Source organism: Aneurinibacillus danicus (assembly GCF_007991215.1).
Classification (GTDB): Bacteria; Bacillota; Bacilli; order Aneurinibacillales; family Aneurinibacillaceae; genus Aneurinibacillus; species Aneurinibacillus danicus.
On the sequence record NZ_BJXX01000120.1, the window covers coordinates 12,488 to 35,633 of the forward strand.

At 50.5% G+C, this 23,146-nt stretch carries 21 protein-coding genes and 1 other annotated feature; of the genes, 14 read left to right on the forward strand and 7 right to left on the reverse strand.

Going from position 1 to position 23,146, the window contains the following annotated elements; translation table 11 throughout:
* Positions 1–66 precede the first annotated feature (66 nt).
* Positions 67–459, reverse strand: a complete 393-nt coding sequence (locus ADA01nite_RS13105; RefSeq protein ID WP_246147332.1) for a sigma-w pathway protein ysdB — start codon at positions 457–459, stop codon at positions 67–69.
* Positions 460–564: 105 nt separating this feature from the next.
* On the opposite strand from ADA01nite_RS13105, the gene ADA01nite_RS13110 reads away from it, so the two are divergent.
* The gene (locus ADA01nite_RS13110; protein WP_146810565.1) at positions 565–2,331 is read left to right on the forward strand and encodes a B12-binding domain-containing radical SAM protein; all 1,767 of its coding nucleotides are present in this window, start codon (positions 565–567) and stop codon (positions 2,329–2,331) included.
* Between the two features lie 222 nt (positions 2,332–2,553).
* On the opposite strand, the gene ADA01nite_RS13115 is transcribed toward ADA01nite_RS13110, so the two are convergent.
* Both ADA01nite_RS13115 and ADA01nite_RS13120 read right to left on the reverse strand, forming a co-directional pair.
* Positions 2,554–2,760, reverse strand: coding sequence for a DUF378 domain-containing protein (locus ADA01nite_RS13115; protein ID WP_146810567.1), 207 nt, complete (start codon positions 2,758–2,760; stop codon positions 2,554–2,556).
* 181 nt (positions 2,761–2,941) lie between these two features.
* Positions 2,942–3,319, reverse strand: coding sequence for a DUF2512 family protein (locus ADA01nite_RS13120; RefSeq protein WP_170230276.1), 378 nt, complete (start codon positions 3,317–3,319; stop codon positions 2,942–2,944).
* Between the two features lie 112 nt (positions 3,320–3,431).
* Here ADA01nite_RS13120 and ADA01nite_RS13125 point away from each other — a divergent pair, with 112 nt between their 5' ends.
* Positions 3,432–4,511 (forward strand): M42 family metallopeptidase, encoded by a 1,080-nt coding sequence (locus tag ADA01nite_RS13125; RefSeq protein ID WP_371863560.1) that lies wholly within the window; start codon positions 3,432–3,434, stop codon positions 4,509–4,511.
* A gap of 70 nt (positions 4,512–4,581) precedes the next feature.
* Here the strand turns inward: ADA01nite_RS13125 and sspI are convergent, their stop codons facing one another.
* A complete protein-coding gene (sspI, locus tag ADA01nite_RS13130) occupies positions 4,582–4,797 on the reverse strand; it encodes a small acid-soluble spore protein SspI (protein ID WP_146810575.1) in 216 nt (71 codons plus the stop codon).
* A gap of 138 nt (positions 4,798–4,935) precedes the next feature.
* Between sspI and ADA01nite_RS13135 the strand changes: the two genes are divergently transcribed.
* The gene (locus ADA01nite_RS13135; RefSeq protein ID WP_146810577.1) at positions 4,936–5,592 is read left to right on the forward strand and encodes a potassium channel family protein; all 657 of its coding nucleotides are present in this window, start codon (positions 4,936–4,938) and stop codon (positions 5,590–5,592) included.
* A gap of 31 nt (positions 5,593–5,623) precedes the next feature.
* Entirely contained in the window at positions 5,624–6,415 is a 792-nt protein-coding gene (locus ADA01nite_RS13140; protein WP_146810579.1) for a TrmH family RNA methyltransferase, read from the forward strand.
* Positions 6,416–6,425: 10 nt separating this feature from the next.
* Here ADA01nite_RS13140 and ADA01nite_RS13145 read toward each other — a convergent pair whose 3' ends face one another.
* Entirely contained in the window at positions 6,426–7,154 is a 729-nt protein-coding gene (locus ADA01nite_RS13145) for a DUF2225 domain-containing protein (RefSeq protein ID WP_170230277.1), read from the reverse strand.
* Positions 7,155–7,333: 179 nt separating this feature from the next.
* Positions 7,334–7,559 (forward strand) — a binding site (T-box leader).
* A 168-nt stretch (positions 7,560–7,727) separates the two neighbouring features.
* On the opposite strand from ADA01nite_RS13145, the gene pheS reads away from it, so the two are divergent.
* The 4 genes from pheS (at position 7,728) to ADA01nite_RS13165 (ending at position 12,406) form a co-directional block, all read left to right on the forward strand.
* Positions 7,728–8,762 (forward strand): phenylalanine--tRNA ligase subunit alpha, encoded by a 1,035-nt coding sequence (gene pheS / locus ADA01nite_RS13150; RefSeq protein ID WP_146810583.1) that lies wholly within the window; start codon positions 7,728–7,730, stop codon positions 8,760–8,762.
* Positions 8,763–8,778: 16 nt separating this feature from the next.
* The gene (pheT, locus tag ADA01nite_RS13155; RefSeq protein WP_146810585.1) at positions 8,779–11,205 is read left to right on the forward strand and encodes a phenylalanine--tRNA ligase subunit beta; all 2,427 of its coding nucleotides are present in this window, start codon (positions 8,779–8,781) and stop codon (positions 11,203–11,205) included.
* Between the two features lie 301 nt (positions 11,206–11,506).
* Positions 11,507–11,827 (forward strand): cell division protein ZapA, encoded by a 321-nt coding sequence (gene zapA / locus ADA01nite_RS13160; RefSeq protein ID WP_146810587.1) that lies wholly within the window; start codon positions 11,507–11,509, stop codon positions 11,825–11,827.
* Between the two features lie 6 nt (positions 11,828–11,833).
* A complete protein-coding gene (locus ADA01nite_RS13165; RefSeq protein ID WP_146810589.1) occupies positions 11,834–12,406 on the forward strand; it encodes a CvpA family protein in 573 nt (190 codons plus the stop codon).
* 50 nt (positions 12,407–12,456) lie between these two features.
* Here ADA01nite_RS13165 and ADA01nite_RS13170 read toward each other — a convergent pair whose 3' ends face one another.
* Positions 12,457–13,386, reverse strand: a complete 930-nt coding sequence (locus tag ADA01nite_RS13170; RefSeq protein ID WP_146810590.1) for a LysR family transcriptional regulator — start codon at positions 13,384–13,386, stop codon at positions 12,457–12,459.
* 128 nt (positions 13,387–13,514) lie between these two features.
* Between ADA01nite_RS13170 and ADA01nite_RS13175 the strand changes: the two genes are divergently transcribed.
* The 5 genes from ADA01nite_RS13175 (at position 13,515) to ADA01nite_RS13195 (ending at position 20,899) form a co-directional block, all read left to right on the forward strand.
* Positions 13,515–14,804: an amino acid permease gene (locus ADA01nite_RS13175; RefSeq protein WP_146810593.1), complete on the forward strand. Its 1,290-nt coding sequence runs from the start codon at positions 13,515–13,517 to the stop codon at positions 14,802–14,804.
* 169 nt (positions 14,805–14,973) lie between these two features.
* On the forward strand, positions 14,974–17,334 hold the full coding sequence (locus tag ADA01nite_RS13180; protein ID WP_146810595.1) for an endonuclease MutS2: 2,361 nt from the start codon (positions 14,974–14,976) through the stop codon (positions 17,332–17,334).
* A gap of 92 nt (positions 17,335–17,426) precedes the next feature.
* Positions 17,427–17,834: a DUF350 domain-containing protein gene (locus tag ADA01nite_RS13185; protein ID WP_246147333.1), complete on the forward strand. Its 408-nt coding sequence runs from the start codon at positions 17,427–17,429 to the stop codon at positions 17,832–17,834.
* Positions 17,835–18,121: 287 nt separating this feature from the next.
* Positions 18,122–19,417 (forward strand): nucleotide sugar dehydrogenase, encoded by a 1,296-nt coding sequence (locus tag ADA01nite_RS13190; RefSeq protein WP_146810597.1) that lies wholly within the window; start codon positions 18,122–18,124, stop codon positions 19,415–19,417.
* Positions 19,418–19,513: 96 nt separating this feature from the next.
* Complete coding sequence (locus ADA01nite_RS13195; protein ID WP_146810599.1) at positions 19,514–20,899, forward strand: glycosyltransferase family 4 protein; 1,386 nt, start codon at positions 19,514–19,516, stop codon at positions 20,897–20,899.
* Here ADA01nite_RS13195 and ADA01nite_RS13200 read toward each other — a convergent pair.
* Positions 20,883–21,503, reverse strand: a complete 621-nt coding sequence (locus ADA01nite_RS13200; protein ID WP_146810601.1) for a LysE/ArgO family amino acid transporter — start codon at positions 21,501–21,503, stop codon at positions 20,883–20,885. The genes ADA01nite_RS13195 and ADA01nite_RS13200 overlap by 17 nt on opposite strands.
* Before the next feature lie 143 nt (positions 21,504–21,646).
* On the opposite strand from ADA01nite_RS13200, the gene ADA01nite_RS13205 reads away from it, so the two are divergent.
* Positions 21,647–23,104, forward strand: a complete 1,458-nt coding sequence (locus tag ADA01nite_RS13205; protein WP_146810603.1) for an aminotransferase-like domain-containing protein — start codon at positions 21,647–21,649, stop codon at positions 23,102–23,104.
* The last annotated feature ends 42 nt before the right edge of the window (positions 23,105–23,146 follow it).

The window sequence follows — 23,146 nt, forward strand, 5'->3', positions numbered from 1 at the left end:
AACAGCAAATAAAAATCTCCGCCGTGCATATTGAGCAACGGCGGAGATTTTTATGTTCGTGATTTCTTATTCTCGCTGCAAGAATTCTTTCACCGGTGTTCCCCATTCGATTTCCGCATCCGGATAGCTTTCACGGATAATCTCCGAAATCTCAAAGAAATCATCACGGGTCAGTCCTTTTAGCCTGCTCGACTGACGCGGCCAGAGCGAAATCTTGGTCACGGTAAAACGGTCTTCCATGCTCCCCAGATATTTCTCGCCTTCAAATAAAACTCCCTTGTATGTTAACAGCAGATTGCGGCGCACATTGTCTTCGTCATCGAGGACGAACGTCTGTTTTTTCTCAATCGCAGACATAAGTTTTCGCTTCGGATTGAAAATATATTGAAACCACCATACGATAAAGGCGATGATTGTCAAAAGCAGCAGCAAACGCAGCATGCGATTCCCTCTTTTCATCGAAAAGTATCCATTTATTTTCTTATACGGATTGATTAGAAAAAGGATGCAAAAAAATGCTATACTATCACACAGAAATCCATTTAAAATGAGGGATTGCATTTCATGAATGTGCTCATAACGACACTGAACGCAAAATACATCCATACCTCGCTGGCTCTGCGCTATTTGAAGGCATTCTGCCAGGAAGATTTCGAGGTGGATCTTGTGGAATACACAATTAAGGACCCTGCAATGAATGTGGTATCCGATTTGTTTCAACGGAAACCGGATGTGATTGGTTTCTCCTGCTACATTTGGAACATCGAAGAGACCATTCAGATTATCTCCATGCTAAAAAAGGTTATGCCCGGAGTCAAGATTGTACTCGGCGGACCCGAAGTGTCATACGATGTCGAGTACTGGATGAACCGCCTGACCGATGTTGACTTTATTGTGGTAGGCGAAGGAGAAGAAACGTTTCACCATCTTCTGACGGAAATGAAAGGCGAGCAAAAGTATCATTTTGTCTATGGAATTGCCTATCGAAAAGAAGACGAAGTGATCGTCAATCCACCCCGTCCGAAGCTGGATTTGAATCGTATTCCGTCTCCGTTTTACTTCGAAGAAGATATACCTCATCTCGGCAACCGGGTTACGTATTTTGAAACAAGCCGCGGCTGCCCGTTCTCCTGTCAATTTTGCCTCTCCAGTATTGAGGTGGGGGTACGGTATTTTGATATTGAACGGACGAAGCGGGATTTGTTGCATTTGATCGAGAGCGGGGCCAAGCTCATTAAATTCGTCGATCGTACATTTAATATTAAACGTGAGTATGCAATGGAGATTTTTCAATTTTTAATTGAAAATCACCGGGGATGTGTGTTTCAGTTTGAGATTACTGCAGACATTATGCGGCCTGAGGTGCTTGATTATCTGGCCGAGCATGCGCCGCCAGGCATTTTCCGGTTTGAAATCGGTGTGCAATCCACCAACGACACGACGAACGATATCGTTAAACGCCGCCAGAATTTCACCAAGCTGGCCCGTACGGTTACCAAAGTCAAAGAGAGCGGAAAAATTGACCAGCACCTTGACTTAATTGCGGGTCTACCGGAAGAGGACTACATGTCATTCCGCAAAACGTTCAACGATGTGTTTGCACTGCGTCCCGAAGAACTGCAGCTCGGTTTCCTGAAAATGCTGCGCGGAACAGGCATGCGTATCAGCGCGGAGAAATACGGCTATAAGTACATGGATCATGCGCCGTATGAAATTTTAGAAAACCGTGTTCTTCCGTTTTCGGATATCGTTCGGATTAAACGGGTGGAGGATGTGCTGGAGAAGTACTGGAACGCGCATCGTATGGATATAACACTGTTGTATTTAATTGAGCGGGAATTCGCGTCTGCTTTCGACTTTTTCCAGGAGTTCGGGGATTTCTGGGAAAAGCGGGGGTGGTCGCGCATTGGTCACCAATTGGAAGACCTGTTCACACGTCTGCATATGTTCTTGAGAGAAAGAGACACGGAGTGCTTGCCGGTAATCGAAGGATTAATGAAATACGATTACTTCATGAACTACAAATATAAGCCTCGGAAAGTGTGGTGGACGCATGAAATCCGGAAAGCGGAGCAATCCCGTCTGCTGAAGCTGTTGGCCCGACAGCCGGAGCTTGCCGGAGCGGAGTTCACTGCGCTTGGGCTTGATGAGAAACAGTTGCACAAACACACGATGCTGGAGATTGTACCGGTTAACTTGTCCATTTACCTATCATTGGGCGAGATAAAGCGAGAAGATACATTGCTGCTCGTCTACTATAATCCCGAGGAAAGCGATAGACCGCAGACGTATTTTGTTCCAATGCATATGTTAAGGGAAGTATCTGCATAAAATAAGACCTGCTCCTCTTCCCGGTTTTCCGGGAGGAGCCGCAGGTCCTTTTTCATGGTATAGGAAAGTATATGTTGCTTTACAGTGATAAAGCGACATATATTTTCCTTCCATTCGTACGCGACAAAAAGCGGCTGTTTGGCTTCTTTGAGGAAAAAGGACGAGCGGCAACGCCCGCGAGTTTTTCTCATTACAAAACTATTCTCTTTTCTTAAGATTCGCTTATGTCCGCGCTTTTTTAGGTGCACAGAACAATGTAATGGTATACAGGCCGCTCAAACCGATCAGTGCATAGACAATGCGGGAGAGCAATGCGTTCTGACCGCCGAAAATCGCGGCGATTAAGTCAAATTGAAAGAAGCCTATAAGTCCCCAGTTAATCGCGCCAATAATCACCAAAGCGAGTGCAATTCGCAACAGAGTGTTCATGCAAATCCCTCTTTTCCTTTTGGTTTGGCCAGAGACGGTCCTTACTCAGGAGATGTGAGATAATCGTTGTGTATATTTCATAACTATCACGAATACTTGTAAATTATTCATGTTTTGTAGAAATATTTTATAAAGCTTGTCTAGGAAAAGGGAATTGTCAATTATGTGTTTTGTGAGCCTATTAAGGAGAATGCAGTTTATGTTTTTTCTGGTTCGCACGAATATAACGATGCATGATAAATTCTACCATTCCTAAAGCAGTACCCGCCAGGATGCCGCCGGGCAGCGTAATCTGACTTTCGGGGAACAGCCAACCGGACATGTAGACGATAGCGACAATAGCGAGCGCTCCCTGAAGCGTGGCGAGGTAAATCCCGTACATGCCGAGTACCGCTTCATCGGCAAGCAGGCCGATGATTATCAGTAGCAGGCTTACATCAAGCCAGTGATTCACACTTCCGAATGTAAGCTGTCGGGGAAAGAGCATCGACAGTAAATAAAGAACGCCTGGAAACATAACCGCTTTATATAAAAGGTTAAGAATGACACGTTTTGCCACTTCAAGCCCTCCTTTTTGTTTTAGTATGTGTATAAAGTATGCGATAATATGGATAGGAAAGGTAAAGCTTGGCATTCTATATTCTGTATAGAACAACACGGGAGGAATCATTATGGAAGATAAGACATTGCAGATGTACAAAGAGCTGACCGAAACCCCCGGTGTTCCGGGTCATGAGCGCCAGGTGCGCGAAGTTATGCGCAAGTACATAGAGCCGTACGCCGACGAGGTGACGACCGACAATCTGGGAAGCTTGCTGGCGCGCAAAGGGAACAAGGGACCGAAGATTATGGTGGCCGGCCACCTGGATGAAGTGGGCTTTATGGTAACCATGATTACGGACAAAGGATTTCTGAAATTCCAGCCGCTTGGCGGTTGGTGGGAACAGGTGATGCTGGCGCAGCGCGTCGCCGTGCAGACACGAAACGGAGTCATCGAAGGGGTTATCGGCTCCGTACCTCCGCATATCCTGTCGCCTGAAGCACGCAAGAAGCCGGTTGATATAAAGGATATGTTCATTGATATCGGAGCTTCCAGCAAGGAGCAGGCCGAAGAATACGGAGTACGCCCGGGCGATACGGTTGTGCCGATTTGTCCGTTCACGATCATGACCAATCCGAAAATCATGATGGCGAAGGCCTGGGATAACCGTGTCGGTATCGCCATGGCTATTCAGACACTGCAGGAACTAAAAGGCGTTGATCATCCGAATACCGTTTACGGCGTGGGTACGGTACAGGAGGAAGTGGGCCTGCGCGGTGCACAAACATCCGTGTTCGCGATCGATCCGGATATTGCGTTCGCCGTAGATGTGGGAATTGCCGGCGATACTCCGGGCGTCAAGGAAGGGGATGCCATGTCCAAAATCGGGGAGGGACCGCAGATTCTGCTGTATGATGCGTCCATGATTGGCCATCCCGGCCTGCGCAAACTGGTGGTGGAGACGGCGGAAGAGCATAATATTCCGTTCCAGTATGACGTAATGGCGCGCGGCGGCACCGATGCAGGGCGTATGCATTTGAACGGCAAAGGCGTACCGTCCATCGTTATCGGCATCGCCACCCGCTACATCCATAGCCACGCTGCCATCCTGCATCGTGACGATATTGACAATGCAGTTAAACTTATCACTGAAACGATTAAAAAGCTCGACGAAGACACTGTCGCCAAAATTAAGCGCGGCGAATATTAATAAAGAAACAAATGAAAACTCCCGGAGTTCATTTATCCGGGAGTTTTTACTATTCCGCTCTGCTTCTACCTCATTGAACTTGATTGTAGATACAATCGACCATTTTGTTTTTCTCTTGATCGTTAGCTTCCCGCCACAGCAATTCGAACAGAACGCCCAGGCCGGGCAGCGTTTTTTCCTCACCGCTGGTGATAGCGTCCACAATTGTATGGCGTACATCTTCTTTAGATGAACCCTGCATGTTTTGCATGATCGCCGCACGCAAATCAAGGTTGGAAATGTTCATTTGCTCCACGCTCCTTCACCTAATAACCAAATGGCTTCGTACCATAGTTTCACCGGAATGATTTATTTTCATCCCTATCGAAAAGACTAGAAAGAGAGTGGTATAATAAAAAGCGGATTTGTAAAGGGGTGGAAATGCATGGCAGGTCAATCTTATGCGGTCATCGGTATGGGCCGTTTCGGCGCCAGTGTGGCGCAGGCGCTTTATAATATGGGATACGATGTCATGGTTCTTGACGAAAACGAGGAACGTATCCAGGATCATATCAATATTGCCACGCATGCGGTACAGGCGGACTCGACGGATGAACAGGCGCTCCGCGAAGTGGGTATCCGAAATTTCGATGTTGTAGTCGTGGCGATTGGTGCGGATATTCAGGCCAGTATTCTAACAACGCTTATTCTAAAAGAGATGGGCGTAAAGATGATTGTAGCCAAAGCGCAGAATGAACGGCATGGACAAGTGCTCTACAAGGTGGGTGCTGACCGCGTCGTATTTCCGGAACGCGACATGGGTCTGCGCGTCGCCCATAACCTGGTCTCGCCAAACGTGCTTGACTTCGTTGAACTGGCGGAAGAATACAGTATCGCCGAGGTAGCGGCATCTGAGGCTATGGATGGCAAGAATCTTATGGAGCTGGACGTTCGGGCCCGCTTCGGCGTTAACGTTATGGCGATTAAGAGCGGCAATTCATTCAATATTGCCCCGAATCCTTCGGATACAATTCATGAAGGGGATATTCTTATCGTAATCGGACATAATGACGATTTGAAGAAATTCGAGGAAGAATCTTGACAGACAGAATAGATGAGTAAGGAGTATACGGATGGAAACGATTATCTCGGTGCAGAATCCGCGCGTAAAAGGGTGGGCAAAGCTGCACACCCGCAAAGAGCGGGAGAAGACAGGACGTTTCCTGCTGGAAGGTCCGCATATTGTGGAGGAAGCATGCCGGGCAGGCATTATACTGGAAGCGGTGTTGCTGGAAGAAGAAGCGAACGTGCCGGAATGGTTGAACACATACCTGCGGGCGCACGGAAGCACTGACTTGATTCAGGTGAGCCGGCCTGTGCTGGAAAAGATAGCGGAAACTAAAACGCCTCAAGGTATGCTGGCTGTAGCGGAAAAGGGGGAGAGACGTCCTGAAGCATTGCCGGAGGACTGCCTGCTGCTCGTGCTTGATCGACTGCAGGACCCGGGCAATGTCGGAACGCTGATTCGTACGGCGGATGCGGCCGGCTTCGACGGAGTCGTTATCGGAGATGGCAGTGCGGACTTATACAATAGTAAAACCCTTCGCTCCACAATGGGCTCGCTGTTCCATCTGCCGATCTGGCAGGAAAATATACCTGAATTCATCAGACGGTCGAAGCAGCAGCAGCCCCAGTTGCGTATTATCGGAACAAGCCTGCAGGAATCCAGACCATATACGGATGTTTCTTATACAGGCGCGACGGCATTGGTTATCGGAAATGAAGGAAGCGGCATTTCCGATGAAGTATTGGCGCTTACCGACCAGAATGTTATTATTCCAATTCACGGACGCGCCGAATCTCTGAATGCAGCGATTGCGGGTTCCATTATGATGTATGAGGCAGTAAGGCAGCGTATGAGATAGGTACACTGCCCTATTTTTTTTCGATATCTTTCTTTTCGGCTTCTTCCCGCTGCCGTTTCATGTCCTCGCGCATGTTTTGCCATTGATCGCGAGCGGCACGCACCATCTGAGGTTCATTGGCTTTAAGCGGATGCTCGATAACTTTAGAGAAAAAGCGCAGTGCTTTATTATAATCTCCGAGCTGGCGGTGCAGCTCGCCGATAAGATAGGTAAGCTTAATTTCCGACATGCCAGCGCGCATATAATCTCCTTGTTCATAGGAAGCCTCATATTCTTTGAGTGCCAGTTCCAAAAAGCGTTTTTCGTGTTCTTTTTTCTTTTGGTATCGGTATAACCAGGCGAGACGCAGGCACAGACCGGCCAGTACGCAGTGGGGTTCCCGTCTGATATTGGCCGCGAAGATTGCCAGTTTATAAGTGGCTATGGCTTCCGGGATGCTGCGGATGCCGGTATAGTCCTTTTTTGTCCAGTTTGCCGTGATTTTCTCTTCGATAAGCTGCTCCAGCTGTGGAGGTACTTCTTTGCGGAATTGGTCATTGAAGGAATATCCGCACTGCGGACACACAACGACATGATACAGAATCGGATTTTCGGCATGGTCTTCGTAATGCTCGCAGAAATCAGGGTCACGCTTATACGGATGGCTGCGGCGCAGCCGTGTTTTTTTGCTGGTGAACTCGTATCCGCAGTGAGTACAGGTGAACTTCTTGTCATACAGAATGGTGTCTAATCGGCTCATGCGTTTCTCCTTTAGCAGTATTAATAACACAGGTAAAAATGTCCTATTGTTAGTATATGCCATAATTCACTGCAAAGGTAGGAAAAAATACGCAAGTGTAATTTTTGCACACTTGCGCATTTTCTTTGTATGCTATATAATCTATCATCAAATGACCTGATTTACATAGCGCTATATTGACAAAGGCACAGACGGAGACAAGTACGTGAAAGGGACGCTCCCAGGGAGGAGATGCCGTGACTGAAAGCATCTTCGAGACAGTTCGTTCACCGAATTCACTCCTGAGCCGGCCCCTGAACGCAAAAGTAGGGGGACACGGAATTTTTCCGTTATCAGGCTGTAAGATGGAAGCAGGAGTTTGCCTGCTTTCGAACAAGGGTGGTACCGCGACCTCTCGCCCCTTACCGGGCGAGAGGTTTTTTGCTGTGAAAATCATGAGGAAAGAAGGAGGGGCAGAAGGGAAAAAGGTTCAGGTGAAGAAAAAGACGTTCGCCTTTTTCCGCATTGAATTCATCCCCTCGTTCTTTTCTTTCTCTTTCTTTTTTACCAAAATTTATTAAGGAGGGTTATACAGTGCGCGAAAGATTGGAAGCATTGAAAGCGGAAGCGCTTGAGGAATTGGAAAAAATCGAGCGGACCGCGCAGGTGCAGGAACTGCGCGTAAAATATCTTGGCAAGAAAGGGTTGTTGACGGAAATTCTGCGGGGCATGGGCAAGCTGTCCGCAGAAGAGCGTCCGGTAATCGGGCAGTTAGGCAACGAAGTGCGCTCGGCTATCGAAAGCAAGCTTGAAGAGAAGAGAGAAGCGGCCGAGCAGGCTGAAATCAAGGCGAAGCTCGCCAGCGAGTCGATTGATGTAACACTGCCGGGCCGCACGATACAGATGGGGAATCGTCATCCTCTTACATTGGTAACCGAGCAAATCGAAGACATTTTCTTAGGGATGGGCTTTATCGTTGCGGAAGGACCGGAAGTCGAAGCTGATTACTATAACTTTGAAGCGCTGAATTTGCCGCAGGACCATCCGGCACGCGATATGCAGGACTCTTTTTATATTACTGAAGATATCCTGCTGCGTACCCATACCTCTCCGGTTCAGGTACGCACAATGGAGAGAATGAAAGGGGAAGTCCCGGTAAAAGTCATTTGTCCGGGCCGTGTATATCGCAGGGACAATGACGATGCGACCCATTCCCATGTATTCAATCAGGTAGAGGGATTAATGGTCGGCGAAAATGTGCGTATGAGTGATTTGAAAGGAGTACTTTTGAACTTCGCACGTCAAATGTTTGGGGAAGGCTCCCAAATCCGTCTGCGGCCGAGCTTCTTCCCGTTCACTGAGCCGAGCGCAGAAGTGGATGTATCCTGTAGCATGTGCGGCGGCAAAGGCTGCCGGACCTGTAAACACACAGGCTGGATTGAAATTCTCGGCTCCGGTATGGTGCATCCGCGGGTACTGGAGATGGCTGGTTACGATTCTGAAAAGTACACGGGATTTGCATTCGGTATGGGGATTGACCGTATTGCGATGCTGAAATACGGCATTGATGATATCCGTCATTTCTATATGAACGATGTACGCTTCTTGAAGCAGTTTAACCGGGTATAGAGGAGGATGGAAGACAATGAAAGTTTCATATAACTGGTTGGCGCAATATGTGGACCTATCCGGCATTACGCCGGAAGAACTTGCCGAGAAACTAACCCGCAGCGGCGTGGAAGTTGATGCGGTGGAATACTTGAACAAAGGCGTAACCGACGTTGTTGTCGGTTATGTAGCGGAAAAAGAAAAACACCCGGATGCGGATAAGCTAAGCGTATGCCAGGTGGATGTAGGCAGCGGCGAGTTGCTGCAGATTGTCTGCGGCGCCAAAAATGTCGCGGCCGGACAAAAGGTGCCTGTAGCGGTTGTCGGAGCCAAACTGCCGGGCGATTTTAAGATTAAAAAAGCGAAGCTCCGCGGCGTCACGTCCAACGGTATGATTTGTTCCGCGAAGGAATTGGGCCTCAATGACAAACTGATGCCGAAAGAAACCCAGGAAGGCATTCTTGTACTGCCGGAGGAGCTTGAAATCGGACAGCCCATTCAATCGGTGCTCGGACTCGATGACGCGGTGCTTGAGCTTGGTCTGACGCCGAACCGTTCGGACTGCTTAAGCATGATTGGCGTGGCATATGAAGTAGCGGCCATTCTTGGCCGCGACGTAAAGCTGCCGGAGACGAACGTGCCAGAGAACGGCCCGTCCATCGAGGGAAAAGTAACCGTAGATATCGAAGCGCCGGAGCAGTGTAATCGCTATATGGCACGCATGATTTCGGGCGTAAAGCTGGGCGCGTCCCCGCTCTGGATGCAAAACCGCCTGATGGCTGCAGGCGTACGCCCGATTAACAACATCGTCGACATCACGAACTATGTCATGCTGGAAACCGGCCAGCCGCTGCATGCATTCGATTACGCCAAAGTAGAAAATGGACGCATTGTCGTTCGTCTCGCCAAACAGGGCGAAACGCTGACGACACTTGACGATACAGAACGAACACTGGACGAAGAAATGCTGCTGATTACGGATGGATCCAAAGCGATTGGTATCGCAGGCGTCATGGGTGGCGCCAACTCTGAAGTGACAGAGACGACGGATACGATTCTGCTTGAGTCGGCGCATTTCGCAGGCTCATCCATCCGCAAGACCGCGCGCAAACTGGGGCTGCGTTCTGAAGCGAGCCTGCGTTTCGAGAAGGAAGTCGATCCGCAGGCGGTAGAGCGTGCGCTTGATCGTGCGGCTGCGCTGATGGCGGAATTGGCGGACGGCCAGGTAGCCCAAGGAAAAGCGGACAGGGTCATTGCGCTTCCGGAGGAGAAGAAAGTTGTCCTGCGCATCTCCCGTTTGAACGGATTGCTGGGTACATCGCTCTCACTTGAGGATGCCGCTTCTATTTTTGATCGTTTGTCATTTGCTTATGAGACGGGAGACGACGCAATTACAGTTATCGTACCGACGCGCCGCCAAGATATTACGCGCGAAGTCGATTTAATTGAGGAGGTTGCACGTCTTTACGGCTATGACCATATTCCGACAACGATGCCGTACGGCGATAATACGCAGGGACTTCTAACACGCGAACAAATGCTGCGGCGCACGATCCGTCAGGTATTAAACGGAGCAGGCCTGAATGAAATAAGTGCGTATTCGTTTACGCACCCGGACATGGCGCACGATTTTGCGACGATATATCGTAGCACCCGTCCGATTCCGCTGGCGATGCCGATGAGTGAAGAACGCAGCGTACTGCGCGTCAACCTGCTGCCTCACCTGCTGGACACGGCTGCCTACAATATCAACCGCAAACAGCGCGATCTGGCGTTGTTCGAATTGGGCAAAGTATTCTTAAGCGATGAAGAGACGGTAAGCAAGCTGCCGGAAGAGCGTTTGACGCTGGCAGGCCTTCTGACCGGCAACTGGGTAGGACCGCACTGGCAGCAGAAAGCGGAGCCGGTGGATTTCTACCTCGTGAAAGGGATCCTGGACGTGCTGTTGAACCGCCTGGGCATTACGGGGATTGAATACCGCCCGGCAAAAGACTTAAAAGGCATGCATCCCGGAAGAACGGCGCAGCTTGTTTTGCAGGGGCGGCCAGCCGGGTATCTTGGTCAGGTTCATCCGGCTACTCAGCAGAAATATGACGTAGATGAGACATACGTATTTCAACTGGACGCTGATTTGCTGCTTGAGCTTTCGACGATGCACCAGGGGATGATACCGCTGCCGAAGTATCCCGCCATCAGCCGTGATATTGCGGTTGTGGTTGACCGCAGTGTCAGCGCAGGAGACCTTCAGAAAGTTATCGAGGCGTCCGCCGGCGAATGGCTGGAATCGGTGCGCATTTTTGACGTGTACGTAGACGACAGGCTTGGCGAGAATAAGAAAAGCGTCGCGCTGTCCTGCACGTACCGTGATCCGGAACGTACATTGACCGACGAAGAAATACAGGCGGCGCACGGTAGAGTAGTAGAGGCTCTGGCCGCCGAATGCGGAGCTGAATTGCGCGGCTAATCGTTAGGAAGAAGGAGGAGACGGCGGGAGATGTCTCCTTCTTTTTCTGTGAAAATCGTGAAGAAAGAAGGAGAGAAAGAGGAGATAAGATCCAGGGTAGAAAAAGGCGACCGCCTTTTTCTACATTGAAATCCTCTCCTTGTTTTCTTCTCTTTTTTTCCTTCCACCCGCGAACGAGGAGAAACGTCCGCGGGCTTCTCTCCTCGTTCGTTTTACCATCCCCTTTTCGTTTCCACCGCTTTCTTTATTTATGGTATTGTGTACAATATAGTTATGTACAAGGACGTGAGGAGGACGTAGTGTGTCAGGACAGAATAAAGAACGAGTGGTCGTTGAAATATATGGACAATACTACACCATGAAAGGGGACAGCAGCTCGTCCCACATGCGCATGATCGCAGGGTATGTGGACGATAAAATGCGGCAAATCGCCGCAGGCAATCCCCGGCTGGATACGAATAAACTGGCGGTACTTGCGGCGCTTAATATGGCTGATGAGTATTTCCGGCTGCGTATGGAATATGAAGAGTTGATTAAACTGCTAGAGAAAGCATCAAAAGAAATGGAAGAAGACGCGGAGCACGAAGAAGAGGAAGAGGAGCGGGAAGCGGACAAGGAGTAGATCAGCATGAATATTCTCGATATCGTCATACTGGTATTACTGGTGTTGAGCGTATGGCGTGGGTACAGAACAGGCCTGATCGGCCAGCTGGTGCGCGTCGCCAGTTTTATCGCTTCGTTTGTGGTCGCCTTTATGTACTATCGTCCGGTAGCGGCCAAGCTTGCGGAATGGGTTCCTCTGTCCAGTGCAGAAGCGAGTGGATCGTTTGGGGCTGTTGCTGGTTTTCCGATTGTGCAGCATGCGATCTATAATATCGTTGCATTTGCATTGCTGGCATTTGCTACGGGTCTTGCCGTACGCCTGGTCGGGGGCTTCTTGGACAGAATTACGAAGCTGCCGGGTCTATCCATTGTGAACCGGCTTGCAGGTGGAATCGTCGGCGCAGTGAAAAACGGGCTGATTCTGTTTATCATTTTGGCTGTGGCTTCTCTGCTGCCGATTCCGACTGTGCAGCAGACCCTGGATACGTCGCTGTTCGCTTCGTATGCTACTACGTACTCCTCCGACCTGGCGCAATGGGTAAAAGAAATGATACAAAATCCGTTATCAACGACAAGCGAAAATACAAATTCATTGTAGTACGCACAAGAAAGGCCGTCACATTCGTGGTGGCCTTTCTTACTTCACTGTCAAATCGTCTGGCTGGAAGAGCAGGCGGATGCTCTTTCGTTCCAGAATCGCGCATGCTGCTTCACCAGCCTGAGAAACTCCTGCAGGGCCGGGGAAAGCCACTTCTTCTTGTGGTAGGCCATTTGGGTGGCAACCCGGCATGGCTCGTCATTCCACTGCAGCGCTTTCAGCTTGCCTTCGGCAATCTCTTTTTCTACTGTAATAAGAGGCAAAAAGGACAGCCCCAGGCCTGACATGACGCAATTTTTGATCGCTTCGATGCTCCAGAATTCCAGGTCGGTACCCGGGAATACGCCACAGCTGTTCAGATGCTTCTCAAATAGCGTACGGTAGCTGCAACCCGGCTCGGTGTGCAGCAACGTCTCTTCTTTTAAATCTTCCGCTTCGATAACGGAACGCAGGGCGAGCGGATGATCCGGCGGTGCGACAATCGCCATTTTCTCGATGACAAGCGTTTCGATATGCAAATCATGCTCCTGAACTTCCGGTTCCAGAAGAAATACGATGTCAAGCTCTCCGCTGCGCGCGAGGCTGCGCAGCTCCCAGCATACCCCGGGCCGCAGGATGATTTTTACCTGAGGGTATAGGCTGGTGTATTCGCGGATAATCGCCGGCAGACGAAAGGCGGCCAGCGATTCGGGGGCACCGATGGTAAGCGTTCCAGCCGGAACGCTGCCTGCGGTCAGTTCCTGAACGGCATTGTCATGCAGTTCGAGAATTTGCGAAGCGTACGAGAGTAGCTTCTCGCCAGCGGTAGTGAGAACGATCTTTTTACCAAGCCTGTCAAAAAGCTTCGTCCCCAGCTCTTCTTCCAGTGCTTGAATCTGGGCAGTGACGCTGGATTGTGCATAGGAAAGCATTTCGGCCGCTTTTGTAAATCCTTTGGTTTCCGCCACGGTTTTAAATGTATGCAGATGGCGCAGTTCCATCTCTTTTTTGCCTCCCATCGGTTTTTTAGATGATTTCTATCTTATCTATCTGTTTTACTGATGGATTTATTATCTGCTACGATAGGGGCAAATGCAAGAAGAAATGAAAGAGAAGGAGAGCAGGAAAGATGGGAACAAAGGGGAAAATGATAAAAACAATCGGCCTGCCGCAGGCGGTAGCGCTGTATGTAGGCGCGGTGCTTGGTTCCGGGGTGCTGCTCGTACCGGGACTTGCCGCGGAAATAGCCGGTCCGGCTTCGCTTCTGGCCTGGGGGTTAATGACGCTACTGGTACTGCCCATGGCGTTGGTGATGGGGCTTCTATCGGCCCGATTTCCGAATGCGGGCGGAGTGGCGTATTTTGTGTCACGCGCATTCGGTACGAAGGCGGGAGCATTAACCGGGTGGTTTTTTCTGGCCTCGGTACCAATAGGCGCTCCGGTAGCCGCGCTCACAGGAGCCGGTTATATGACGGCAGCCTTTGAACTGGCAGAGGGATGGAAGATAGGTATTGCCGCCCTGATGCTGGCAACAGGGCTTTTGCTTAATTATTTCGGAATGAAGGTAGCCGGGCAGATGCAGGTGGCTGTCGTACTCGCCATTATCGCTGTGCTGCTGTTTGCGGTGGCAGGCTCTATGCCCAGTATTGAGGCAGTCCACTTTACTCCGTTTCTGCCGCATGGTTGGGTAAGCGTCGGCCAGGCGGCGGCGATTCTGTTCTGGTGTTTTATCGGCTGGGAAGCCGTGTCGCATCTGTCGGAAGAGTTCGTGGATCCGCAGCGTGAAGCGATTAAAGGCGTGACCATCGCGGCGGTGCTGGTTGGGCTGCTATACTTTCTCACCGCGCTTGCCACCGTTGGTACGCACAGTTACGGAGCGTCTGATTCGTCCGCTTCGCTGGTGCTGGTGGTAGGGCATTTGCTTGGCACAGGCGGGGCCGCTGTCGTCGGAATCACAGGGATGTTCATTTGTACGGCGACAATTATTGCCTATACGGGTGCAGCGTCCCGGCTTGCTTTTGCACTGGCGAATGAGGGAAAAGCGCCAAAGGCATTGGGCAGAATGTCCGGACGTTATGCGACCCCGACGGGAGGGCTGGCTTTTCTGGCAGGATGCTTTGTGCTTATCCTTGCGCTGTATGGAACCGGCGCCGTATCGCTGACGACATTGATTCAATTTCCAAACGCGACATTTATTTTGACATATCTAGGCGGCTGTGCGGCGGGCGTTCGACTGCTGCGGGGAAGCCGGTTGGGAGTAGGGATCAGTTGGATTTCTTTCATTCTTACGCTTGGAGTTTTTCCGTTTGTAGGCTGGTCCGTCCTGTATCCGATTGCGATTGTCGGCGTCTATTTTTTTATGCAGCGATATGCCGGTATGAGTGAAACGGAGAAAGTGCTGATAAAGTCCGAATACTAACTTGAAGACAGGCGGGAATTCTCCTTTCCTTGCATGAAATGGTATAATAATTACGGCTTGACATTAAAACATGTCGTTAACGGTTTGACACGTATACTAATGTAAGGATCAATCAACTACAAAGAATGCCATTCCATCAAGATTGATTTATATTGAGAGGAGATTTCTTTTGGAAGCACGTACGTTTACAACGCTTGAATTCGATAAAATAATCGAACAACTCTCAACCCATGCCTCTTCCTCACTGGGAAGAGAAAAAGTAGAAGCGCTTATTCCTTCTACGAACTATGAAGAAGTGCAGCGCCGTCAACAGGCAACCTATGAAGGGAGTACCGTCCTGCGCCTGCGCGGCAGTGTTCCGCTGGGCGGTATCCGCGATATCCGACCGGCATGTAAGCGGGCCGCTATGGGAGGAATGCTGAATGCGGCGGAGCTTCTGGATATTGCCTCTACGCTTTACGGCGGCGGCCGTCTGAAAGCATTCATTGCATCGATTGTTGAACAGGAACCGCTGCCCCTGCTCGAAGAATTGCTAAACCGGGTTGAACGCCTGCAAGGAATAGAGAATGAGATTAACCGTGCCATCGACGAGAACGGTATGGTGATGGATTCGGCAAGTCCGGCGCTTTCACAGGTGCGCGGGCAGATTCGCGGCGCGGAGAAGCGCATCCGTGAGCGGCTGGAGCAGATGATTCGCAACAGCAGTACACAAAAAATGCTTCAGGAGCCGATTGTCACCATTCGTAATGACCGGTTCGTCATTCCGGTTAAACAGGAGTACCGTCATGTGTTTGGCGGGATTGTACACGACCAGTCCGCATCCGGCGCGACGCTGTTCGTCGAGCCGCAGGTGGTCGTCAATATCAGCAACGAGCTTCGTGAGTTAAAGATGAAAGAAGAACGCGAAGTAGAGAAGATTCTGCTTTCGCTCTCGGCGAAAGTAGCGGAAGTATCAGAGGTGCTGCTGCATAATGTGGAATGCCTGGCGGAAGCCGATTTTATTTTCGCCAAGGCGTCATACGCACATACGCTTAAAGCTGTACAACCGGTTATTAACGATAACGGCTATCTGCGCATTAAAAAAGGACGCCATCCGCTTATTCCGGCAAGTCAAGTCGTGCCGATTGACGTAGAGCTTGGCAGGGACTATACGGCAATCGTTGTAACCGGTCCGAACACCGGGGGGAAAACCGTATCGCTGAAAACGGTCGGTTTGTTCTCGCTTATGGCAATGGCCGGCCTGCAGATTCCGGCGGATGAGGGTTCAGAGATGGCGGTTTTTGAAGGTGTTTATGCCGATATTGGGGATGAGCAGAGCATCGAGCAGAGCCTGAGTACATTCTCAAGCCATATGACCAACATTTCGCATATTCTGCAGCATGTAAACAACCGTAGCCTTGTGCTGTTCGACGAGCTGGGCGCCGGCACTGATCCGACCGAAGGGGCGGCGCTTGCGATGGCGATTATCGATTATGTTCATCAACGCGGCGCACGGTTGGTAGCAACGACACACTATAGCGAATTGAAGGCGTATGCTTATGATCGCCCGCAGATTGTCAATGCGAGCGTCGAATTCGACGAAGTGACGCTCCGTCCGACCTATCGTCTGTTGGTCGGCATTCCGGGCCGCTCGAATGCATTCGCCATTGCGTCGCGACTCGGTCTGCCGGAGAACATTCTGGCCCAGGCGCGCAATTTTGTGAAAACAGAAGAAACGGAAATCGACACGATGATTGCATCGCTTGAAGAAAACCAGCGCAGAGCGGAGGCGGAGCGCCGGGAGGTCGAGCAACTGCGGGCTGAACTGGAACGGGAACGCCGGGAATTGGAGCGCGAACTGGCAAACCTGGACGAGAAAAAAGACAGGCTCTATCAGCAGGCAGAAGAAGAAGCGCGCACGGCTGTGGAAAAAGCCCGCAAAGAAGCGGAGACGATTATCGCCGAGCTGCGGCAAATTGCCAGGGAAGAGCGGGCCGGCATCAAAGAACATAAGTTAATTGAGGCGCGCAAACGCTTGGAAGAAGCTTCACCGACACTGCGTAAAAAGAAAAAACCGAAGAAAGCAGGCGTGCCGCTTAACCAGCAGCCGCTGGAAGTGGGCGACGAGGTACGTGTGCTTTCCTTCAACCAGAAAGGCGAGATTGTCGGCAAAGTCAGCGATAAAGAATTTCAGGTACAAATCGGCATTGTAAAAATGAACGTAAAAGCCGACAATTTGGAAAAGCTGAGATCGGCCAAACCGCAGGTCACACAGCAGATTACCAAAATTCGCTCGGCACGCGACCCGGTGCGCATGGAGCTTGATGTGCGGGGCAATACGGTAGAGGATGCGATTATTCAAATCGATAAATATCTCGATGAGGCCATTCTTGACGGCCTGAATCAAGTCTCGATTATTCACGGCAAAGGAACAGGTGCGCTCGGGCTAGGGATTCAAAAATACCTGCGCAACCACCGTCTGGTCAAGTCATTTCGTTGGGGCGGACAGGGCGAAGGCGGATTGGGCGCTACTGTCGTAGAGTTGAAATAACCATACGGCAGTGAAACCCGATCGGGTGCTTTGGCGTATATGTAGAAAAGCGGCGGCAAGTGCGGCTTATTGATGGTGGAGGAGGGAGCGGATTGGTTATTTTTTCGAATCCGTATGTATTAACGGCCGCTTATTTTGCGGCGGCACTGCTTGCGGTCATTATCTTCCTGGCCGTATTCGAAATGGTTACGACCTATAAGGACTGGGACGAGATTAAACGCGGCAACGTATCGGTCGCCATGGCGACCGGCGGCAAAATTTTCGGTATCTGTAATATCATCCGGCACGCGATCGAGCACAATGACGGGATTGGTCATACGCTTCTCTGGAGTTCGTATGGATTTCTGCTTCTGCTCGTTGCCTATTTTACATTTGAGTTTTTAACTCCGATGTTTAAAGTGGATGAAGAGATTGCCGCCGACAATCGTGCTGTCGGCTTGCTGTCGATGGTCATCTCTATCGGAGTCTCTTATGTGATTGGTGCAAGCATCCTTAGGTAATAGCGGAAGATCAGATCGGTTCGTTGCCGTGTAAAACCGGGTAGTGTATAATGGCAGAAGCGCCCGGGATGTGAGTCAAGGGGGAGTCGAGATGCTGGACAGATTAGCGAAAATCCTGACCACGCTGGCTGTGCTGTTCATTCTTGCCGGCATTTTATATTTCGCCGTATTTCGATAGCGTTATAGGAAGAAGAGCGAGGGATAACAATCGCTCTTTTCTTATGTTTGTGCTAAAATAGTTACGTTTATATGTGTGGATTTGAACCGAGAAGTCGGAGGAGATAGTCATGGAAAAATCGTTGAACATTGCTGTCATTGGCCTGGGGTTTATTGGCCTGCCTTTGTCGTTAAGCTATGCCCGCAAAGGGGCAAACGTGGTTGGGATTGATGTAAGTGAAGCACTTGTAAAAGAGATTAATGAAGGAAAATCCCACCATCTTGAATATTTCGAGGGCAAGTCACTCGCACAGATTCTGCAGGAGCAGATTGCGGCCGGACGCTTTATGGCCACGACGAGCTACGAAGAAGCGGCTGCCAAAGTCGATCACTATATCATTACGGTCGGCATTCCGGTAAAAGACGGGGACCCGGAAATGCATTATTTAACGGGCGCGTGCGAGGCGCTTGCACAGGTGCTGAAAAAAGGGGATACAGTCATTCTGCGCAGCACAGTAATTCCGGGCACAACGGAAGAACTCGTTAAACCGCTGCTTGAGAAGAGCGGGCTTGTTGCGGGCGAAGATTTCTATCTTGCGTACGCATCAGAGCGGATTGCGGAAGGCCGCGCATTCGAAGAATTCATTCACATGCCGCTTGCACTGGGTGGCATTAACGAGGCAAGTGCACAGCGTGCCCTTGAAGTGCTGACTTTTGTAACGGAAGCGGAAGTCACCATCTCCGATATTAAAGTTGTGGAGACGTCTAAAGTTATCGAAAACGTACAACGTGACGTCAATATCGCGATGGTACAGCAGTTCGCCCGTTTCGCGGAGAAAGCCGGCATCGATACATTTGAACTTATCCGCGTTGCCAATACCCATACACGGGTCAACCTGCTTACACCGGGTCCCGGCGTAGGCGGTTACTGTCTGCCGAATGCGCTGTATTATCTGCTGCCGAAGGCGAAGGAAGTCGGCGTTAACCTTCACCTGTTGGAGACGGCACGTCAGATTAATGACAGTGTGCCGGAGGTGCTTGTACAGATGGTCGAAGACGAGCTGAACAAGCAGGGGAAAACGCTTGGCGGAAGCAAAGTAGCCGTTCTTGGTCTTGCAATGAAAGATTTCTCGAACGACGACCGCATCAGTCCGCCGCACTATCTTGTACAGCTGCTGCAGGAAGCAGGGGCTTCGGTTGCCGCCTATGATCCGGCCGTTCCGAGCGCGTATGACTATAAAGTGTCAAGCCTTCAGGAAGCCGTTAAAGACGCCGATGCGCTTGTTTATGTCACCGTGCAGGAAGAGTTCCTTGAGATTGACTGGAACGAAATTATTGGTCAAATGAAAGAAAAGCCGGTCATTCTGGACGGCAAAAATCGCGTGCCGCGCAGTGTGACTGAAAAAGCGGTGCTTGTTCGCATCTAAAAAGGGGAACCATAATAGCAAGAAGGCGAGAAAACGAGACAGCGCAGATTCTCTCATCTGGCGTCTCGTTTTCCTTATGAAAGGATGTTTCAGAGGATGAAGGCGAATAAAAAAATGCTGCTGGTGGCCTATCTGTTTCCACCGATTGGCGGAGGCGGCGTGCCGCGCGCGCTGAAGATGGCCAGGTACCTGGCTGAAGGCGGCTGGGAAGTGCACGTACTGACCGTAGATCATACATATCATGCCACAAAAGATGAATCCCTTCTGCGCCAGCTGCCATCCAATGTTATCATACACCGGGCCAAAGAGGTTAATCTTGTCCAGGCGATCCGCCCGACGCAGAAAGAGGCGCCTAAACAAAGCGGCGGACAAAAGAGTGCAGCAGTCAATCCTGCCGGAGGTGGCGGATTAAAGCAGGCCATCAAGCAGCGGATCGTGCCGCTGCTTAAAAAAGTGAAAAATACAGTGATGATCCCGGACGACATGATTGGCTGGCTTCCGTTTGCGGCCAAAATGGGAGCTGAGATTATCAAAAAGCATAGCATTCCGGTTATGTTTTCCACATCCGGCCCATACACTAACCACCTCGTGGCCCGCAGCATCAAGCGGAAAACAGGGGTTACCTGGATTGCCGATTTCCGTGATCCGTGGACGCAGAATATGCACCGTTCGGGCGTGGCCTGGCGCGAAGCATGGGAGGAGCGGATGGAGCGCAGCGTCATGAAGGAGTCCGATGCGGTAACAACGGTTACGTACGGGTTCGCTGAGAATTTCAAACAAAAATTCGGCAAAGAGATTCAGCGCATTGAAGTTATCCATAACGGATTCGATCCGGAAGACTACAAAGACATTGCGGAGTCGCCGGAGGATGGAAAGTTTACGCTTGCCTATCCGGGCATTTTTTATAAAGAGCGCAATCCTCGTCTACTATTGGAGGCGGTGGCAGAGCTGATTGAAGAAGGAGAAATAAAGCGGGACGAAATTCTATTGCGCTTTGCCGGTGTGTTCGATTATCCGGGCTATAGCGATAATATCGATTGCGTGCACCGGTTAAACCTTGAAGATGTGGTGGAGATTATGGGGAACCTGCCGCACAAGGAAGCGCTTGTCATGATGAAAAGTGCTGATGTCCTCATGCTCATCGGAGATACTGCACCGGGGTCGGGCGTCTATATTCCCGGCAAGCTGTATGAATATATGGCAATCGGCCATCCGATTCTCGCCCTGTCAGTGGAAGGGGAGTCGACGAAGATTATTCGTAAATTCGAGCTGGGACAGGTAGTTGACCCGCTTAATAAAGCAGAGATTAAGCGGGCATTCCTTACTATGTACGAGCAGTGGAAGAAGAACCCCAAACAGAAGGACCGTGCGGCGGAGATGCTGCGGCGGGCGGAGGAAGGGGACCTGTCAATCTACAACCGCCAGGTGCAGGCACGCATGCTCGGGGAGCTGATGGATGAACTGCTTACAGCAAAGCGGTAACCAGTTGAGCGGCCAGAACGCAGGCGACACCCCAGATGAGCAAGGCGGAGGTACGATTGATTGCTTTCATCCAGCGTCCCGTCCGGTCCAGTGTACCAAGTGTACGGCCGGCGATGGCAAGACCGAAGAACCAGAGATAGGAGATGAGGATGCAGGAGACGGCAAACGCCCATTTTTCACTTCCGGTATACGCCAGGGAACTTGTACCGATGACGCCGATGGTGTCGAGAATGGCATGAGGATTTAACAACGATACCGAAGCGGCGAACATGACTTGTTTTTTCGGCGGCAGGCTATTCTGTTCGCCGTTTTTTATTTGGCTACCGCTGTGCCAGGTAGTCCATCCCATATAAAGCAGAAAGAGGACACCGATGGCGAACAGCAGCGTTTTAAGCCAGGTGAATGTGAGTACAATCAGTGACACGCCCAGCACTGCCAGCGCAATCAGAATCGTATCGCACAGCGAGGCTGTCAGAATGACCGGAAGTGCCCGTACTAGTGACGGTTGCGTCGCTCCCTGTGAGAATACGAATACATTCTGTGCTCCCAACGGCAGAATGAGCCCGAATGCCAGGACCATGCCGTGCAAGAAGGCCTGCAACATTATATATCCCTCCGTATCAAGATATTTACATAAAAAATATGATACGTTGATTATAGAGCCTTACTGGAAGGATGTCTCCGGCCAATTGAATAGGGGAGATACCAGCCAATTTGTCCGATTCATTGAACGAGGGGGAAGAGAGGATGAGGAATAGTGAATGGAGACCGAACCCCGAGGCCGATACACCCGTCTATAAGCAAATCATTGCGTACATAAAGGAAAAGATTGCGCATGGAGAGTGGCCGATCGGGTTTCGAATTCCGACGGAACGGGCGCTCGCGGAACAACTGGGTGTAAACCGCAGCACCGTTACGGCCGCGTTTGCCGAGCTGGCTGCGGAAGGGTTGATTCAAGGAAAGCGGGGAAGCGGTACACGTGTCATCAATAATACATGGATGCTGCTGGCTTCCGCCAAACCGCCGGATTGGCATGCGTATGTTCAGTCCGGTGTTTATAGGCCGAATCTATCCATGATTCAGCGTATTAATGAAGAGGAGTTCGTTCCAGGTATCATTCGGCTGGGAACGGGAGAAATAGCACCGGATATGTTTCCTTCTTCCATGATGAAGGAAGTGTTGGCCCGGACGGCGAAACGGATAAAATCGTTCGGGTATGAAGAACCACAGGGATTATACGAGCTGCGCCAGGCGGTATGCCGTCATGTTGCATCGCTCGGTATCCAGACATCCCCATCTTCCGTTTTGATCGTATCGGGAGCGCTTCAAGCGCTGCATTTAATTTCGGTAGGCCTGCTTCCTCAAGGCGCGGCCGTACTGCTTGAGAAACCTTCCTATCTGTATTCCGTACGGGTATTCCAATCCGCCGGAATACAGCTTTTTGGCATGCCGGAAATGAATGCTCCCGGACCCGTAGACACCACACTTTCGCACTATAAGAAAAAATCAGGTGCTTTGCTTTTGTATACGATTCCTTCTTTTCATAATCCGACAGGACGGTTAATGGAGGAGGAGACAAGAAAACAGCTTCTTACAGCGTGTGAGCGAGAACGTTTGCCTGTAATCGAAGATGACGTATACGGAGAACTTTGGTTGGATGAGCAGCCCCCGGCTCCGTTAAAGGCAGGGGACAAGAACGGTCTTGTTTTATATATGGGGAGCTTATCGAAGACATTGAGTCCAGGTCTTCGAATCGGCTGGCTTATCGGTCCGGAGCCGGTCATCCGGAGGCTGGCCGATATTAAGATGCAGACCGATTATGGTTCCAGCTCGTTATCACAGTCGGTGGCATACGAATGGCTTTCGAGCGGTTTATATGAAGAACATGTTATGCAGGTCCGGGATAAGCTGCGGATGCGCAGAGAACAAGCCGTCGGGGCGCTTTCCAGGCATATGAAAGGATTGGCGGAGTGGGACATACCCGGCGGCGGGTTTTATATCTGGCTGCGTCTTATTCCCGATGTTTCCATGCCCCGGCTCTTTGATAAAGCGTTGCGTCAGGGCATTCTTCTTAACCCGGGCACCATCTACCATCCGGAAGAACGCCATCACATCCGCCTCTCCTACGCGTATGCTTCACCTCAAGAACTGGAGGAAGGCATTCATCGGCTTTCTCTTCTGGTAAAAGAGCTTAAGACTATATAAATCTATACTTACTATCCCAACATTCGTTCATAGAGTGAAGGA